The sequence below is a fragment of the uncultured Caulobacter sp. genome (assembly GCF_947036865.1).
Lineage (GTDB): Bacteria > Pseudomonadota > Alphaproteobacteria > Caulobacterales > Caulobacteraceae > Caulobacter.
Genome location: NZ_CAMQSF010000002.1, coordinates 98944 through 112822, shown reverse-complemented (window position 1 = coordinate 112822; position 13879 = coordinate 98944). Strand labels below are relative to the sequence as shown.

17 protein-coding genes are annotated in these 13879 nt (G+C 69.1%); 11 read left to right on the top strand and 6 right to left on the bottom strand.

Annotated features, from left to right (window positions below; translation table 11 throughout):
• Positions 1 to 25 precede the first annotated feature (25 nt).
• From Q0V34_RS02610 to Q0V34_RS02600, 3 genes are all read left to right on the top strand, one after another.
• Complete coding sequence (locus Q0V34_RS02610; RefSeq protein ID WP_297507258.1) at positions 26 to 583, top strand: SRPBCC family protein; 558 nt, start codon at positions 26 to 28, stop codon at positions 581 to 583.
• On the top strand, positions 580 to 1002 hold the full coding sequence (locus Q0V34_RS02605; protein ID WP_297507255.1) for a thiol-disulfide oxidoreductase DCC family protein: 423 nt from the start codon (positions 580 to 582) through the stop codon (positions 1000 to 1002). Before Q0V34_RS02610 ends, Q0V34_RS02605 begins: the two co-directional genes overlap by 4 nt.
• Positions 1003 to 1107: 105 nt before the next feature.
• Positions 1108 to 1260, top strand: coding sequence for a hypothetical protein (locus Q0V34_RS02600; RefSeq protein WP_297507252.1), 153 nt, complete (start codon positions 1108 to 1110; stop codon positions 1258 to 1260).
• A gap of 238 nt (positions 1261 to 1498) precedes the next feature.
• Here the strand turns inward: Q0V34_RS02600 and Q0V34_RS02595 are convergent, their stop codons facing one another.
• The gene (locus Q0V34_RS02595) at positions 1499 to 2272 is read right to left on the bottom strand and encodes a transglutaminase-like cysteine peptidase (protein WP_297507250.1); all 774 of its coding nucleotides are present in this window, start codon (positions 2270 to 2272) and stop codon (positions 1499 to 1501) included.
• Positions 2273 to 2584: 312 nt separating this feature from the next.
• On the opposite strand from Q0V34_RS02595, the gene Q0V34_RS02590 reads away from it, so the two are divergent.
• Entirely contained in the window at positions 2585 to 3373 is a 789-nt protein-coding gene (locus Q0V34_RS02590; protein WP_297507247.1) for a metallophosphoesterase family protein, read from the top strand.
• An 85-nt stretch (positions 3374 to 3458) separates the two neighbouring features.
• On the top strand, positions 3459 to 4058 hold the full coding sequence (locus Q0V34_RS02585; RefSeq protein ID WP_297507244.1) for a polysaccharide biosynthesis/export family protein: 600 nt from the start codon (positions 3459 to 3461) through the stop codon (positions 4056 to 4058).
• 91 nt (positions 4059 to 4149) lie between these two features.
• Here the strand turns inward: Q0V34_RS02585 and Q0V34_RS02580 are convergent, their stop codons facing one another.
• The 3 genes from Q0V34_RS02580 to Q0V34_RS02570 are packed head-to-tail and all read right to left on the bottom strand — an operon-like array spanning position 4150 to position 6183.
• Complete coding sequence (locus Q0V34_RS02580) at positions 4150 to 4503, bottom strand: VOC family protein (protein ID WP_297507241.1); 354 nt, start codon at positions 4501 to 4503, stop codon at positions 4150 to 4152.
• Between the two features lie 44 nt (positions 4504 to 4547).
• Positions 4548 to 5207 carry a methyltransferase gene (locus Q0V34_RS02575; RefSeq protein WP_297507238.1) on the bottom strand — a complete coding sequence of 220 codons (660 nt, stop codon included), beginning with the start codon at positions 5205 to 5207 and terminating at the stop codon, positions 4548 to 4550.
• A 25-nt stretch (positions 5208 to 5232) separates the two neighbouring features.
• Complete coding sequence (locus tag Q0V34_RS02570) at positions 5233 to 6183, bottom strand: fatty acid desaturase family protein (RefSeq protein WP_297507235.1); 951 nt, start codon at positions 6181 to 6183, stop codon at positions 5233 to 5235.
• A gap of 67 nt (positions 6184 to 6250) precedes the next feature.
• Here Q0V34_RS02570 and Q0V34_RS02565 point away from each other — a divergent pair, with 67 nt between their 5' ends.
• Positions 6251 to 6601, top strand: coding sequence for a lysozyme inhibitor LprI family protein (locus Q0V34_RS02565; protein WP_297507232.1), 351 nt, complete (start codon positions 6251 to 6253; stop codon positions 6599 to 6601).
• Here the strand turns inward: Q0V34_RS02565 and ubiA are convergent.
• Positions 6598 to 7530 carry a 4-hydroxybenzoate octaprenyltransferase gene (ubiA, locus tag Q0V34_RS02560; protein WP_297507730.1) on the bottom strand — a complete coding sequence of 311 codons (933 nt, stop codon included), beginning with the start codon at positions 7528 to 7530 and terminating at the stop codon, positions 6598 to 6600. The genes Q0V34_RS02565 and ubiA overlap by 4 nt on opposite strands.
• Before the next feature lie 133 nt (positions 7531 to 7663).
• Here ubiA and Q0V34_RS02555 point away from each other — a divergent pair, with 133 nt between their 5' ends.
• Genes Q0V34_RS02555 through Q0V34_RS02545 form a run of 3 tightly spaced genes read left to right on the top strand, consistent with a single transcriptional unit; the run spans position 7664 to position 10051 of the window.
• Entirely contained in the window at positions 7664 to 7903 is a 240-nt protein-coding gene (locus tag Q0V34_RS02555; protein WP_297507229.1) for a hypothetical protein, read from the top strand.
• Between the two features lie 32 nt (positions 7904 to 7935).
• Positions 7936 to 8217, top strand: coding sequence for a DUF454 family protein (locus Q0V34_RS02550; protein WP_297507227.1), 282 nt, complete (start codon positions 7936 to 7938; stop codon positions 8215 to 8217).
• A gap of 40 nt (positions 8218 to 8257) precedes the next feature.
• Entirely contained in the window at positions 8258 to 10051 is a 1794-nt protein-coding gene (locus Q0V34_RS02545; protein ID WP_297507225.1) for an ABC transporter ATP-binding protein, read from the top strand.
• Here Q0V34_RS02545 and Q0V34_RS02540 read toward each other — a convergent pair.
• Positions 10048 to 11826, bottom strand: coding sequence for a DUF4153 domain-containing protein (locus Q0V34_RS02540; protein ID WP_297507728.1), 1779 nt, complete (start codon positions 11824 to 11826; stop codon positions 10048 to 10050). The two genes, Q0V34_RS02545 and Q0V34_RS02540, sit on opposite strands and share 4 nt — an antisense overlap.
• A gap of 120 nt (positions 11827 to 11946) precedes the next feature.
• Here Q0V34_RS02540 and Q0V34_RS02535 point away from each other — a divergent pair, with 120 nt between their 5' ends.
• On the top strand, positions 11947 to 13443 hold the full coding sequence (locus Q0V34_RS02535; protein ID WP_297507222.1) for a S10 family peptidase: 1497 nt from the start codon (positions 11947 to 11949) through the stop codon (positions 13441 to 13443).
• A 64-nt stretch (positions 13444 to 13507) separates the two neighbouring features.
• Positions 13508 to 13879, top strand: coding sequence for a DUF1801 domain-containing protein (locus tag Q0V34_RS02530; RefSeq protein ID WP_297507220.1), 372 nt, complete (start codon positions 13508 to 13510; stop codon positions 13877 to 13879).

Here is a 13879-nt window from a genome sequence, read left to right as displayed (position 1 = left end):
CAACAGCCGCGTTAGGGTCGGCGTCATGCGCCGGCTCACCGCCCTCTTCGCCGTTCTCGCCCTGTCCGGTCCCGCCCACGCGGCGTCGGAATGGGCGATGCGCGACGGCGATCTGGATGTCTCGGCGCACGCCGACGATCGCGGACGCGGCGTCGTGCGCGCCAGTATCGACATCGCCGCGCCGCCGGCCGTGGTCTTCCGCGTCATCCTGGACTGCGACCGCGCCGCGCGCATGAGCCCCGGGGTCAAGAGCTGCCGGGTGGTGTCGCGCGCCCCGGACGGAAGCGAGATCCGCGAGCACACCGTGCGGTGGGCCTTCTTCCTGCCGACCCTGCGCTCCACCTCCCGCGTCACCCTGACGCCCGACCGCGAGATTCATTTCACCTGCATCGGCGGCGACATCCGCGCCTGCGACGGCTCCTGGAAGCTGGAGCCCCTCGATGGCGGCCAGCGCACCCGGGTGACCTATGATCTCTGGGCCACGGCGCCGTTCGCGGTCCCGTCGCGGATGATCAGCGGCATGATGCGCCGCGACGTTCCCAGCGCGCTGAAGGCGCTGCGCCGCGAGTGCGAGGGCGGATGAGCGACGTGGACCGCCTGGCGCCGGACGGCCTGATGCTGTTCGACGGCGTCTGCCATCTCTGCGACGGAACGGTGCGGACGATCCTGGCCTGGGATCGGAAGGCGGCCATCCGTTTCACCCCGATCCAGTCGGCGTATGGGCGGGCGCTGGCGCGCGCGCATGGCCTCGATCCCGACGCGCCCGACAGCTTCCTGTTCTTCGACCGGGGCCGGCCTCTGGCGCGCGCGGCCGGCTTCGCGGCCCTGCTGCGTCGCCTGCCCGCGCCCTGGCGCTGGCTCGCCGTGATCGGCCGGCTGCCCCGCCCGCTGGCGGACGCGGCCTATGACGCGGTCGCCAGGAACCGCTACCGGCTGTTTGGCAAGCGCGACCAGTGCGTGGTCCCGACCCCGGCGCGGCGCGCGCGGTTCATTCTCGATTAGCGCCGCCCGTCGCCGCCCTCGCGGAGATTAACGCCCGTAGACTCTGTTGATTCATCGGACCTTCAGCCGCCGGCCGCTAGGGTGGTCCCATCAGGAGGGTGATCGATGTTCGACGCCGAAATCTCGTTCGCTCGTGTCGAAGCCCTCGACACCGCCCGCGCCCGGCGTCTGCCGCCGCTTCTGGGCTTGGGGCTGGGCGCGGTGATCTCCCTGGGCCTGTGGTGCGCCCTGGGCCTGACGATCTCCCACCTTCTCTAGCCTCTCTCCGGTTCGGATGGATCCATCCGGACCGCGTGGCGCTCCACGGCTTCAAAGACCTTTAGAGCCCTTTCGCCCTGGATGCGCGATCCACGGCTAAAGGGCTTTCGCGCGTTCGGACGCGACCCGCGCCGATGACGCGGAGGGGTCGCCCGCGGGCGTCTCCTGTCTTCGCCGAAAACGAAAAGGCCCCGAACCCAGGGGGCTCGGGGCCGAGGTCGTCGCGCGCCGCGAGACCTTAGGCGGTCGTCCACAGCGCCGTGCCGGGCACCTGGCGCTCCACCCAGTGATAGTTCAGGTCCTGCCAGGGCGTGGCCCAGGGCGTCAGGTTGTCCAACACCCAGTCGCCGCTTTTCAGCGAGATCATCAGAACGGCGTGGCTTTCGCCCCGGGCGGTGACCGCCACCGCCAACGACAGGGCGCTTTCGGGAACGCCCGCTTCGATCAGCTGGCGACGCTTCTCCAGCGCGTAGTCCTCGCAATCGCCGTACTTCTTGCCGTTGATGACGCGCGGCAGCGACCAGTATTCGTCCACGCCATAGAGCTCGAGGTCGGAGGCCTTCCGGACCTCGCGATTGACGGATTGATTGACCTGGTTGAGCAGCTTCAGCTGGTCGCGCTCGGCCCGGTTGGCCCAGGCGAACCGCGCGTCCGGCGTCGCCGCCCGCGGGGCCTCGGGGCGGGCTTGACCCGCCGGAACGAAGTCCTCGACCGGCGCCATCACGAAGGCTTCCACGGTTTCGACCGAGATCAGCTTGGCTTCCGCCTCGTCCTCGACCGAAGCCGACGGCGCCGCGCCGAGGAAGTGACGCTGCCCGGCGACGCCGCCCAGCGACGCCGTCGGCGCCAGGCCGGTCGGCGCTTCCACGCCCAGCAAGGCCAATTGGCTGGCGGGCACGCCGCAGGTGGCGAGGTCGCGCCGGCAAAGATCGACGAAACCGATCGGCGCGCCCACGCCCTCGCCTCGGGGCATGAACGGCGTCGCGCCCGCCTGGGCGCTCGCGGCCGTCATCAGCGCGCCGAGGCTGATCAATCCGACAACAATGTTACGTGCTTTGAACATGCCGACCCCGATCTGTTCTCGGGGCCAATATTCATGATGGCGGCAAATTTGAGCTGAATTTAGATGGTATAATCAAAGTGTTCGTCCATGGTAATTCATGGATTAACTACAACAGACCGCGAAAATACTTAGTAAATTGCGAGCGAAGAATTCTGCTAAATTGAAGGTTAACGCGCGCGACCGCCGTTGAACCGAGGCGCGCGCTGAGGCAAAATCCACAACCGTAGTCCCGGCGCCGCGAGCGCCGTTCAGGCGAGCGCGATGTTCAAGTCCCTTTTCCGTCCCAAGCCGAAGGCGCGTCGTCCGCTCTCCACGGACGGCCGCGTGGTCTACGCCGTGGGGGATGTTCATGGCAGGCTCGACCTGCTGGACGGTCTGATCGCGCGCATGACCGAAGACTTCCAGTCCCTGGGCCGGCAGGACCCTCCTGTCCTCGTCATGCTGGGCGACTATGTCGATCGCGGCGCGCAGTCGGCGGCGGTGATCGACCGGCTGATCGCCTTGAAAGGCCAGGCCGACGAGGGCCGGTTCGAGTTTCGCGCCCTGATGGGCAATCACGAGGAGACGCTGCTGCACTTCCTCGACGACCCGATGGCGGGTCCGTCCTGGGTGGAGTATGGGGGCGGCGAGACCTTGGCCTCCTATGGCGTGCAACGGCCCGTCGGGCGGGCCGAGCCCGAGGCCTGGGAAGAGGCGCGCCTGGCGTTCCGGGCGGCGTTTCCGCCGGCGCACGAAGCCTTTCTCCGCAAGCTCGAGCTGGCGGTCGCCTATGGCGATTATGTCTTTGTCCACGCCGGGGTCCGCCCCGGGCTGCCGCTCGAGCAGCAGACCGCCAAGGATCTCCTTTGGATCCGCAACGACTTTCTCGACAATCCGCACGGCCTTCAGGCCACGGTGGTGCATGGCCATACGCCGGTCGAGACCGTGTTCGTCGGTCGCCAACGGATTAATGTCGACACCGGAGCCTATGCGACCGGCGTCCTCACCGCCGTAAGACTTGATGGCGGCGAGCCGAAGATCATTCAGTTCAGTAAAGCGCGGGCGGCCTGAGAGTTCGCCTTGTTCATCTCGCGGTCACGTGCCATGTGGCATTGCAATCTCCAGCTCTGAAAAGTTCAAGGTGAGAAGCTCCGTCATGATCGGTGTCTCGAAACTCTCGCGCGCTCTGGCGATGCTGGCTCTCGTCGCCGGCGTCATGATCGGCGCCCTGGGCGGCGTGGCGCACGCGCGGCAAGCGGCCATCGGCGATACGCCGGTCTCCGCGGCCGCTCAGTCGATGGATTATCTGCTCGGACCGGGCGACAAGGTCCGGGTCACCGTCTTCGGCGAACAGTCGCTGTCGGGTGAGTTCTACGTCACCGGCAGCGGACTGATGTCGCTGCCGCTGATCGGCGAGATCAAGGCTGGCGGCATGACCGTCGGCCAGTTCCAGGTCGCGGTGCAGAAGGCCCTCAAGGACGGTTACCTGAAGGACCCGCGCGTCAGCGCCGAGGTCCTGACCTTCCGGCCCTTCTACATTCTGGGCGAGGTCGAGAAGCCGGGGACCTATCCCTACACCTCCGGCCTGACGGTGCTGAACGCGGTGGCCACCGCCGGCGGCTTCACCTATCGGGCCGACAAGAAGAACGTCTACATCAAGCACAACGGCGAGACGACCGAATCCAAGGGCGAGCTGACGCCGTCCACCGCCGTCGCCCCGGGCGATACGATCCGGATCGGCGAACGCTTCTTCTGATCCAACGGCTGAGGGGCGGCGCGCCAGCGCCTTGCGTCGCCCCTCGTCTTAATACGCGCGGATGGACGCCTCCGGCGATCCAGCGCGATAGCTAGGCGCCCGCCGCCGCGCTCCAGACACCCAGCTCATTGCCCGACGGGTCGGTGAAGTGAAACCGGCGGCCGCCGGGGAAGCCGAAGATCGGGGCGGTGATCGTCCCGCCCGCCGCGACGACCTTGTCCAGCATGGCCTCCAGGTCGTGGGCGTAGAGAATGACCAGCGGCCGGTCGCTCGAACCGTCCTGAGGCTTGGCGAAACCGCCGTCGGCGCCCTCGCCCTCGAACGCGACATAGTCGGGACCGTAGTCGGTGAAACGCCAGCCGAACGCGGCCGAGTAGAAGGCCTTGGTGGCCGGCAGGTCGCCGCCGGGCCATTCGATATAGTCGATCTTGCCGTCCTCGCGCATGGCGTCCTCCAAAACCAATGTTCTGTCTTTGTTCTAGTCCCGCGTCAGGGAAGAGTCCAGACGCAGGTGCGCTTGACCGCGAAGTCCTCGAGTTCGCGCGTCGTCGGCACTTGGTATTCCGCCAGCTTCTCGAGGCCGTCCTTGGGGAAGTAGGTGCGCCCCGGGTCGCCGATGAACACCGACGCGCCCGCCGCCCGGCCTTGGCCCAGCCACGCCATCACCGCCTCGGCCATGGGCCGCTCGTAGCAGATGTCGCCCGCCAGCAGCACGTCGGCGTCCGGCGGCGGCGCGTCCAGCAGGTTCCGGTCGGTGAAGCCGACCGACACCCCGTTGGCCTCGGCGTTCAGCCCGACGGCCGCCTCGCAGAAGACGTCGATGTCGGCGGCCAGCACCGACGCCGCGCCGGCCTTCAGCGCCGCGATGGCGACGATGCCCGAGCCGGTGGCGAAATCGATCACCCGCTTGCCGGCCACCGTCTCGGGATGATCGAGGATGTAGCGGGCCAGGGCCTGGCCGCCGGCCCAGGCGAAGGCCCAGAACGGCGGCGGCAGGCCGATCTCCTCCAGCGCCTCTTCGGTCAGCTTCCAGATCGGCGTGATCTCGTCGGCTAGATGCAGCGCCAGTTCCGGCGTGTGCGGCGGCGCCTGCAGGCGCGTGTTGTCGCGGATGAAGGCCCGGCGGCCTTCCAGGGTCTGGACGATCATGGACAGGTTTAGAGCACGCGCGCGCTCAGGCGGCGACCGGTTTGCTCGAAGCGGCCTTCAGCACGGCGAGATAGCCCGGCGCGGTCAGCATGCCGTCGGTCAGGCCCTTCTTCTCCAGCAGCTTGTGCGCCAGGGGCAGGTTCCAGCACGGGGTGTGCATGAACAGGTGATGCTCGGCGTGGAAGTTCACATAGTAGGGCGCGATCAGGGCGCGCTCGATCAGGTTGGCCCGGGTGGTGCGGGCGTGGCGGAACGGATCGGGCTCGTCCTTGGCGACCAAGGCGTGCTCGGCGATGTTGCGCAGGCGGGTGACCAGCGGGAACCAGGTGGCCATCGGCACGATCCATAGCGCGAGCCAAGCCCACCAGAGCCCCATCGCCGACAGGGCCACTAAAAGGCCGAGGTTCCACAGCAGGAACGGCCCCTGCCGCGCCACCTCGCCGGCGAAGATCGCGCCCTTCGGCTGATCTCCCGCGCCCCTCATCTTGCCGAGCAGCGGGCCGAACCGCTGCTTGAAGAAGGTCTGGCCCGTCAGGTCGCGGACCACCTTGCGCCACAGCGAAGCGCGGGTGGTCGGAAACGGGGCCGAGAGGATGAGATCGGGGTCCTCGGCCTGCTGGGCGTATTTGTGATGGGTCAGGTGATAGGGCCGATACTTGGCCAGGGACGCGCCCGTCGGCGCGGCGCACAGCCATTCGCCCAGCCAGTCGTTGATCTTCAGGTTCGGGTGCAGGCCCCCGTGCGCGGCCTCGTGCATCAGGATCGCCAGGCCCAGCTGCCGCGCGCCGATCAGCATCACGGCCAGCACATAGGTCAGCGGATTGGGGAAGACCACGAACAGCGCGCCGGCGGCGAGGATCACCGCCCAGGCGTGGGCGACCATCGCGATCCCGCGCCAAGACGAGCGCGCGGAAAGCCGCGTCCATTCCTCGGGCGTGAACAGGTCCTGGGGTTTGACGCGCGAGGCGACGGCCATGGAACGATCATCGCACATTCAGCTTAGGGCTGACAGCCTGACCCGACGTCACAACCCGGAGCCGCCCATGCGCCGCCTGATCCTCGCCGCCCTCCTCGCCGAAATGGTCTCGATGGGGGCCCTGCCGGCCGCCGCCGCCAGTTTCGACTGCGCCAAGGCCCGCAAGCCGGACGAGCGGGCGATCTGCGCCCATCGCGAGCTCAACGACCAGGACGTCCGCGTCGACCAGCTCTACGGCATCACCCGCCACCTCGTGCCGATGGGCGGCCGCGACGCGATCATGGACCAGCAGCGCGCGTGGCTGAAGGCGCGCCAGACCTGCGGCGCCAACCGGGCGTGCCTGGCGCGCAGCTACGACCAGCGGCTGGGCGAGCTGAACAGCGTGATGGACCGGGTGTACCGCCAGGGGCCGTTCTAGAACCGCACCCCGGGCTTCCAGAGCCCCGCCACGAGTCCCGCGAAGACGATCAGCCCCGCCACCGCGTTGGACTTGAACAGCTTCAGCGCTCCGGCGCCGTCGTCGACGCGGACGGCGGCGGCCTGGCGCGACAGGTGCAGGGCGAAAAGCGCCGCCAGCGGCAGGAACAGCGGCCCGATGTTCCCGACCCAGCCGGCGGCGACCACCAGGACGAAGCTGGTCAGATAGAACCCGGCCACGCCGAGCTGGACATGTTGGCCCAGCCGCCGGGTCGAGGACTTGATCCCGGCCAGGGCGTCGTCCTCGATGTCCTGGATGGCGTAGATCGTGTCATAGCCCAGGGTCCAGAAGATCCCGGAGGCGTAGAGCAGCGCGGCGGACCACGCCAGGTGATGGGTGGCCGCGGCGTAGCCGAGCAGGGCGCCCCAGTTGAAGGTCAGGCCCAGCCAAGCCTGCGGCCACCAGGTAATCCGCTTCATGAAGGGGTAGGCCGCGACCAGACCCAGCGACAGCACGCCCAGCAGGATCGCCACCCAGCCTAACGTCAACAGGATCAGCAGGCTCACCACGCTGCAGCCCACCAGGAACAGCCAGGCCTGTTTCACGCTGATCAGCCCCGCCGGGATCGGCCTCATGGCGGTGCGAGCCACCTGGGCGTCGAAGTCGCGGTCGACGATGTCGTTGAAGGCGCAGCCGGCCGCGCGCATCAGGGCCGCGCCGGCGAACACGGCCAGCAGCAGCAGCGGGTTCGGCCAGCGGCCCTTCTCGGCGGCGGCCAGGGCGATCCCCTGCCAGCCCGGCAGCATCAGGAGCCAGATCCCCGCCGGCCGATCGAAGCGGCCCAGCTTCAGCCACGGCCGCAGGCGTTCGGGCGCGTGGCGGTCGACCCAGTTGGTCGCGGCGGCGTCGGGCAGGATCGCGGTGGTCATGGCGCGAGGCTTACCGCGCGGGCCGCCGATCGGCCCATAGGGAAGATCGATGCCGTCCAGAAAAAACATCGATTGGCCTTTCTGGCCGCGATCGGCGAAGGTCTTCTTGCAAGTCATTCGCAGGACCGAAATCATGACCGCCACGCTCCGCCTGTCCGCCTGGGCTCTGCTGCTGATCGGCGCGCTCGCCGGAATCGCCCTGCCGCATCCGGCGACCACCGCGCTGTGGACGGCCGCCGCGCGCCTGTTCCGGCGGGCGGGCGACGAAGCCATGGTCGCCCGTCTGACCTCGGCGACCAAGTTCGGGCCGAGAATCCGGCGTGGCCTGGCGCCGCGACCCGCGCGCCTCGGCGGCCTCGCGCGGGCCTTCTAGCGTCGGGCCGCCGCTGGGCTTAGCCTCGCCCCATGACCGCCGAGCCCGTCCGCAAGCCGCGCCGTCGCCTGTCCCGCCTCGAACGCTGGGCGCTGGACGGCGTGGGCGGGGCCTTGCTGGCGACCGGGGCGGTGGGGATCGTCACGCCTGGCATGCCGACCACGGTGTTCTGGATCGGGGCGGTGCTGTGCTTCCTGAAGACGAGGCCCCACGCGGTGCGGCCGATGCTGCGGGTTCCGGTGGTCGGGCCGGCCATCGTCTGGTTCCTGCGCTGGCGGCCTTTCGGCGGCGGGCGAAGGCGTCGGCGCCGCTGACGGGTCGCAAGGCCGGACCAAAGCGCCTATCTAGCCGGCCATGAGCGACTTTTCCGACGACGACGAGGACGAAACCGGCCCGCGCAAGCGCGCGCTGTCGAACCGCCAGGTGCTGGCCTTCATCGCCCGCTTCTGGAAGCGGCGGCCGCTGCTGTTCGGGCTGGGCGTCGGCCTGACCCTGGTGGCGATCGGCTTCGACCTGGCCCTGCCCTGGGCGTCGGGGCGGCTGGTCGACACCGTCGCCAGCCAGGGCGCGGCCAGCGCCGCCTGGAGCGCCTGGACGGCCTTCGTCGGCGTCTATCTCGGCTTCTCGCTGGTGCGGAACATCGCCATGCGGTTCTGGATCCCGCTGGCCGCCCGCAACATGGAGGAGATGACCAACGAGGGCTTCGCCAAGGTGCAGGCCTTCTCGTCGGACTGGCACGCCGACAGCTTCGCCGGCGCGACGGTGCGCAAGCTGACCCGCGCCATGTGGGGCTATGACAGCGTCACCGACGCGGTGACCATCTGGCTGGGACCGGGGATCATCGTGCTGGTCGGCCTGTCGATCGCCATGCTGCTGCGCCAGCCCCTGGCGGGCGGGATCTCGCTGGTCGTGGTCGTGGCGTATCTCGCCGTGAACCTCGCGGTCACCGAGCGCTATGTCCGCCCTAGCAACCTGAAGTCCAACGCGCTCGACTCCAAGATCGGCGGCGCTTTGGCCGACGCCGTGACCTCGAACCCGACCGTCAAGAGCTTCGGCGCCGAGGCGCGCGAGGCCGAGCGGCTTGCCGAGGTCACCGCCGCCTGGCGCGCGGCGGTCATGGTCACCTGGAACCGCTTCACCGACGTGTGGTTGGGCCAGAACCTGTTGCTCGTCGCGCTGCAGGCGGGCCTGACCGGGGCCATGGTCTGGAGCTGGTCGCGCGGCCAGGCCACGCCCGGCGACGTCGCCTTCGCCATCACCGCCTTCATGCTGATGAGCGGCTACCTGCGCAATCTCGGCGAAAACATCCGCATGCTGCAGAAGGGCCTGGACGACGCCGAGGATGTCGCGGCCTGGGCGCGCCTGTCGCCGCAGATCGCCGACGCCCCCGGCGCGCCGGACTTCAAGCCCGGTCCCGGCGCGATCGAGTTCCGGGACGTGACCTTCCGCTACAAGGCGGCGGGCGCGCCGCTCTACGACCAGTTCTCGTTGAGGATCGCGCCCGGCGAGCGCGTGGCCCTGGTCGGACCGACCGGCTCGGGCAAGTCGACCTTCGTCAAGCTGATCCAGCGGCTACACGATCTGCAGGCCGGCGCGATCCTGATCGACGGCCAGGACGTCTCGGCCGTGACGCAAGGGTCCCTGCGCCGCGCCATCGCGGTGGTGCCGCAGGATCCGGCCCTGTTCCACCGCTCGCTGTTCGAGAACATCGCCTACGGCAAGCCCGACGCGACGCGCGAGGAGGTCGAGGCGGCGGCCAAGAAGGCGCGCGCCCACGACTTCATTCTGCGTCTACCCCAGGGTTACGACACCCTGGTCGGCGAGCGCGGCGTCAAGCTGTCGGGCGGCGAGCGCCAGCGGGTCGCCATCGCCCGCGCCTTCCTGGCCGACGCGCCGATCCTGGTGCTGGACGAGGCGACCTCGTCGCTGGATGTCGAGACGGAAGGCCAGGTCCAGGCCGCCGCCGAGGCCCTGATGGAAGGCCGCACCACGATCGTCATCGCCCACCGGCTGTCGACGGTGCGCGGCGCCGACCGCATCCTGGTGTTCCAGAAGGGCCAGGTCGTCGAGGAAGGCCGCCACGCCGAGCTGACGGCGGCCGGCGGGGTCTATGCCCGGCTGAACGCGATCAGCGCGGGGGTGGGTTAGCGGATGTCCTCTTGAATGACACCGGTCTTGTACCAAACGGGACCGATCGGAACGCCGTTGCGGCAACCGTCGCCCATAGGCACGATAGTCAGACGCTGATCGCCAATCTTCAAATCGCGGCGAGGCTCTGGCTCGGCCATCTGAGCCGCGCCGGACTTCAGCGCGCTCTCGATGTTCGCGTCAGCGCAAATCCCGGTCGCCATGGCGACGCGCCGCCAGACGCCGTTTGAGGACTTGAAGATGTCAAAGGTCGATCCGCTGGCCAGCAGTACTTCGTCCGCACCGTCTCCATCGACATCGATGATCAGAGCCGAGCAACGCATGCCAGTGATGGTACAAGCCGCGTCCGTCCCCGAGCTTGTCCAGTCCTGAGCCTTGAAGCTATCGGGCAGGGTCTTGCCGGCCGGATAGACGGCCATCTGAGCGAAGTCCGGACCGCGCTTGGCGGGGGTGATCAAGGGCTTTTCCTTGGTGATCGCCATCTTGCGGGCGCGGTCCGCGATATCGGCGTTGCGGCTGGTCTTCAGCCGCTCTAGCGCTTCGCGCCCGTACCGTCCGGCGTCGAACCACAAGAAGGTGAAGTCGAACTTCTCCGCCGACACCTTTCCAGTTTCCAGTCGCTTCACCTGGCTGGCCACCGACAGGCGCGCCGGGTCGGCGAGAGGCGTGAACAAAGCGATCAGCAGCAATACCGACACCGCCGCCATGACGAGGTTCGTGCGCTCCAGCGGCTTCATCCACGGGCCCGGCTTCACGGCCGCCAGTGCGTAGCCGACGGTGAAGCCGACCGCGACCACCCAGTAGGCCGTGGCGAATACGCGCTCTGGCGTTAGGCCATACTGGTCGATCCGCAGCCATAGGGCGTAGCCGGCCAGGATCACGATCGGGATCAACAGCAGGCCGGCGACCCGCGCGGCGGCGCGGGGCAGGGCGTGGGGCGGCTCCTCGCCGTCCTGATAGGCGGCGTTGATCAGGATGACCAGGGCCGCGGCCGCCGTCAGCAGGATGGCGGTGGCCGCCTTGGTCCCCCACAGGGGCGCGAGGCCCGTGAACGGCAAGGTCGCCAGGAAGCCGCCGCCGATCAGCACCATCAGCGGCGTCAGCCATCCCAGCAGGGTCAGGCCCACCGTCAGCGCGCCGCGCACCAGGCCCGCGCGGGCCTCGGTCAACTGTACGGCCATGTGCACGGCGGCGGCGAACATCAGGCCGGTAGCGGGGAAGGCGAAGGCCGTCTCGCCGATCAGCTTGCCGATGGCCGTGACGCCGATCAGCTTGAACAGCGCCGCCGCGAGCGCGAGCAGCAGCCAGAAGGCGCCGGTGAAGGCCAACGACAGCGCGAGTCGCACGCCGTTGGTCCAGGTGAGGTCGAAATAGTCCGCATAGGGCGCGATCGGCTTGCGGGCCGCGTCGGCGGGCTGAACGAGGTGGTGGGCGATGAACAGCATGGCGGCGGTCGCGACGAACAGCGGCGGCGTTAGCGGACCCGCCCCCAGACGGCCGGGCTCGGCCCCGGTCCAGGCGGCGTGGACGGCCAGGATCGCCGACAAGGCGGCCGCGACGGCGGTCCAGGCGATCAGGGCCGTTCTGCGCATCGCCGACAGCGCGGCCAGCGGCAACAGCGGAACCATCAGCGCGCAGACCAGCAGCGGCGCGTACAGCATCGGCGTCGTCGCCGGCCAGGCCTTGGCCTCGTCGGCCTTCTGCAGCAGGAAGAGGGCGATCCCCTGGGCCAGGCCGATGGCCAGACGGATCCCCGCCGCCTGGCGCGGGGTCATGGTGTTCGTCAGGGCCATCGCGCCGCCTCCCTTGCGTTGCGCGCACAGCATCACGTCGGCGCGCGGTTGTGAAGCCGGACGGCTTGGCCTAGCAATTTCTCCCTCATCGGAGGGGTGAACATGAAAGAGTCTTTCAGGGCCGGCGTGGCGGCCCTCCTGGCGGTCGCGGCGATCGGCGGCGCGCCGGCGTTCGCGCAGGACAAGGGCGGCGACAAGCCCGCCGCCGAGGCCAAGGGCGACCTGCCGCCGCTGCCGGCCGACAAGTCCGTGCAGCAGACCACCGTCATCGCCGGCAAGACCATCGCCTATACCGCGACCGTCGGCGTGCTGCCGGTGCGCGACGAAAAGGGCAAGAAGGTCGCCGAGGTGGTCTACACCTCCTACGTCCTGAACGGTCCGCGCGATCCGAGCCGGCCGATCACCGTGGCCTTCAACGGCGGGCCGGGCGCGGCCAGCGTCTATCTGAACTTCGCCCTGGGCCCCAAGCGCGTGCAGTTCGGCGCGGAGGGCGACAGCCCGTCGGCCTTCACCAAGCTGGAGGACAACCCCGCCAGCTGGCTCGACTTCACCGACCTCGTCTTCATCGATCCGGTCGGCACCGGCTTCTCGCGCTCGCTGGTTGGCGAGGACGAGACCAAGCGCCGCTTCTACGGCGTCAAGCAGGACATCGACTACCTGTCGCGGATCGTCTTCGACTATCTGGTCAAGACCGAGCGCCTGGCCTCGCCCAAATATCTCGTCGGCGAGAGCTATGGCGGCTTCCGGGGCCCGCGCCTGGCCTACGAGCTGCAGACGGATCTGGGCGTGGCCGTGAAGGGCGTGGTGCTGGTCTCGCCGCTGCTGACCAGCGCGGGCCGCATGGCGGGCGAGATCTCGCCGCTGCCGGCCATGTGGACCCTGCCCTCGATCGCCGCCGCCAAGCTGGAGCGCGACGGCAAGCTGACGCCTGAGAACATGAAGGCCGTCGAGGACTATACGCGCGGCGAATACATGGTCGACCTGATGAAGGGCTCCGACTCGGCCGCCCTCGAGCGCCTGACCACCAAGGTCTCGGCCATGACCGGCCTCTCGCCCGACTATGTCCGCCGCGCCGGCGGCCGGCTGGAGACCCAGTCGTTCCTGCGCGAGGTGTTCCGCGACAAGGGGCGCCTGGGCAGCCGCTACGACAGCAACGTCACCTCGCTGGATCCCTTCCCGTTCTCGCCCGAGCAGGAGGTCAACGACCCGATCCTCGACGCGATCATCGCCCCGACCACCAGCGGGATCGTCGACTTCACCACCCGCATCGTCGGCTGGAAGCCGGACGCCCGCTACGAGGCGCTGTCGAACACGGTCAACCGCCTGTGGGATCGCGGCCGCGGCGGCGACACCGAGTCGGTCACCGACCTGCGCAAGGCCGTGTCGGTCGACCCGAAGCTGAAGGTGCTGATCGTGCACGGCTACAACGACCTGTCGTGCCCGTTCTTCGCCTCGCGCCTGATCGTCGACGCCATGCCGGCCACGGCCAGCGGCCGCGTGAACCTGGCCCTCTATCCGGGCGGCCACATGTTCTACAGCCGCCCCGACAGCGGCGCGGCGTTCCGCAAGGACGTGATGGCGCTGTACGGCGCGAAATAGCCGAGGCGATGTCGGCGGGGGCCTTCGTCGGACGTCCTTGGGCCAAAGGCTTGAGGAGCGACGCATGAAAGCGCCCGCCGCGTCCGTCGACGACTATCTGGCCGCGCTGCCCGCCGACCAGCGGGCGGCGCTGCAAGCCCTGCGCGAACAGATCCGCGCCCTGGTCCCCGAGGCCGAGGAGGCGATCAGCTATGGCCTGCCGACCTTCAAGCTGCACGGCAATCTGGCGCACTTCGGCGGGGCCGCCGGGCACTGCGCCTTCTATCCCGGCGCCGTCGTGGACGCCTTCGCCGACCGCCTCACCGGCTTCGACACCGCCAAGGGCACGATCCGGTTTCAGCCGGACCATCCCCTGCCGCCGGACCTGATCCGCGACATCGTCGCCCTTCGGGTCGAGGGAAATCGCGAGCGCGCGGCCCGGAAGCGACGCCGCTAG

Bases quoted from the DNA above. Each gene is read 5' to 3' on its own strand.
- Q0V34_RS02610 (WP_297507258.1), top strand. From the start codon at position 26: ATGCGCCGGCTCACCGCCCTCTTCGCCGTTCTCGCCCTGTCCGGTCCC.
- Q0V34_RS02605 (WP_297507255.1), top strand. From the start codon at position 580: ATGAGCGACGTGGACCGCCTGGCGCCGGACGGCCTGATGCTGTTCGAC.
- Q0V34_RS02600 (WP_297507252.1), top strand. From the start codon at position 1,108: ATGTTCGACGCCGAAATCTCGTTCGCTCGTGTCGAAGCCCTCGACACC.
- Q0V34_RS02595 (WP_297507250.1), bottom strand. From the start codon at position 2,272: ATGACGGCCGCGAGCGCCCAGGCGGGCGCGACGCCGTTCATGCCCCGA.
- Q0V34_RS02590 (WP_297507247.1), top strand. From the start codon at position 2,585: ATGTTCAAGTCCCTTTTCCGTCCCAAGCCGAAGGCGCGTCGTCCGCTC.
- Q0V34_RS02585 (WP_297507244.1), top strand. From the start codon at position 3,459: ATGATCGGTGTCTCGAAACTCTCGCGCGCTCTGGCGATGCTGGCTCTC.
- Q0V34_RS02580 (WP_297507241.1), bottom strand. From the start codon at position 4,503: ATGCGCGAGGACGGCAAGATCGACTATATCGAATGGCCCGGCGGCGAC.
- Q0V34_RS02575 (WP_297507238.1), bottom strand. From the start codon at position 5,207: ATGATCGTCCAGACCCTGGAAGGCCGCCGGGCCTTCATCCGCGACAAC.
- Q0V34_RS02570 (WP_297507235.1), bottom strand. From the start codon at position 6,183: ATGGCCGTCGCCTCGCGCGTCAAACCCCAGGACCTGTTCACGCCCGAG.
- Q0V34_RS02565 (WP_297507232.1), top strand. From the start codon at position 6,251: ATGCGCCGCCTGATCCTCGCCGCCCTCCTCGCCGAAATGGTCTCGATG.
- ubiA (WP_297507730.1), bottom strand. From the start codon at position 7,530: ATGACCACCGCGATCCTGCCCGACGCCGCCGCGACCAACTGGGTCGAC.
- Q0V34_RS02555 (WP_297507229.1), top strand. From the start codon at position 7,664: ATGACCGCCACGCTCCGCCTGTCCGCCTGGGCTCTGCTGCTGATCGGC.
- Q0V34_RS02550 (WP_297507227.1), top strand. From the start codon at position 7,936: ATGACCGCCGAGCCCGTCCGCAAGCCGCGCCGTCGCCTGTCCCGCCTC.
- Q0V34_RS02545 (WP_297507225.1), top strand. From the start codon at position 8,258: ATGAGCGACTTTTCCGACGACGACGAGGACGAAACCGGCCCGCGCAAG.
- Q0V34_RS02540 (WP_297507728.1), bottom strand. From the start codon at position 11,826: ATGACCCCGCGCCAGGCGGCGGGGATCCGTCTGGCCATCGGCCTGGCC.
- Q0V34_RS02535 (WP_297507222.1), top strand. From the start codon at position 11,947: ATGAAAGAGTCTTTCAGGGCCGGCGTGGCGGCCCTCCTGGCGGTCGCG.
- Q0V34_RS02530 (WP_297507220.1), top strand. From the start codon at position 13,508: ATGAAAGCGCCCGCCGCGTCCGTCGACGACTATCTGGCCGCGCTGCCC.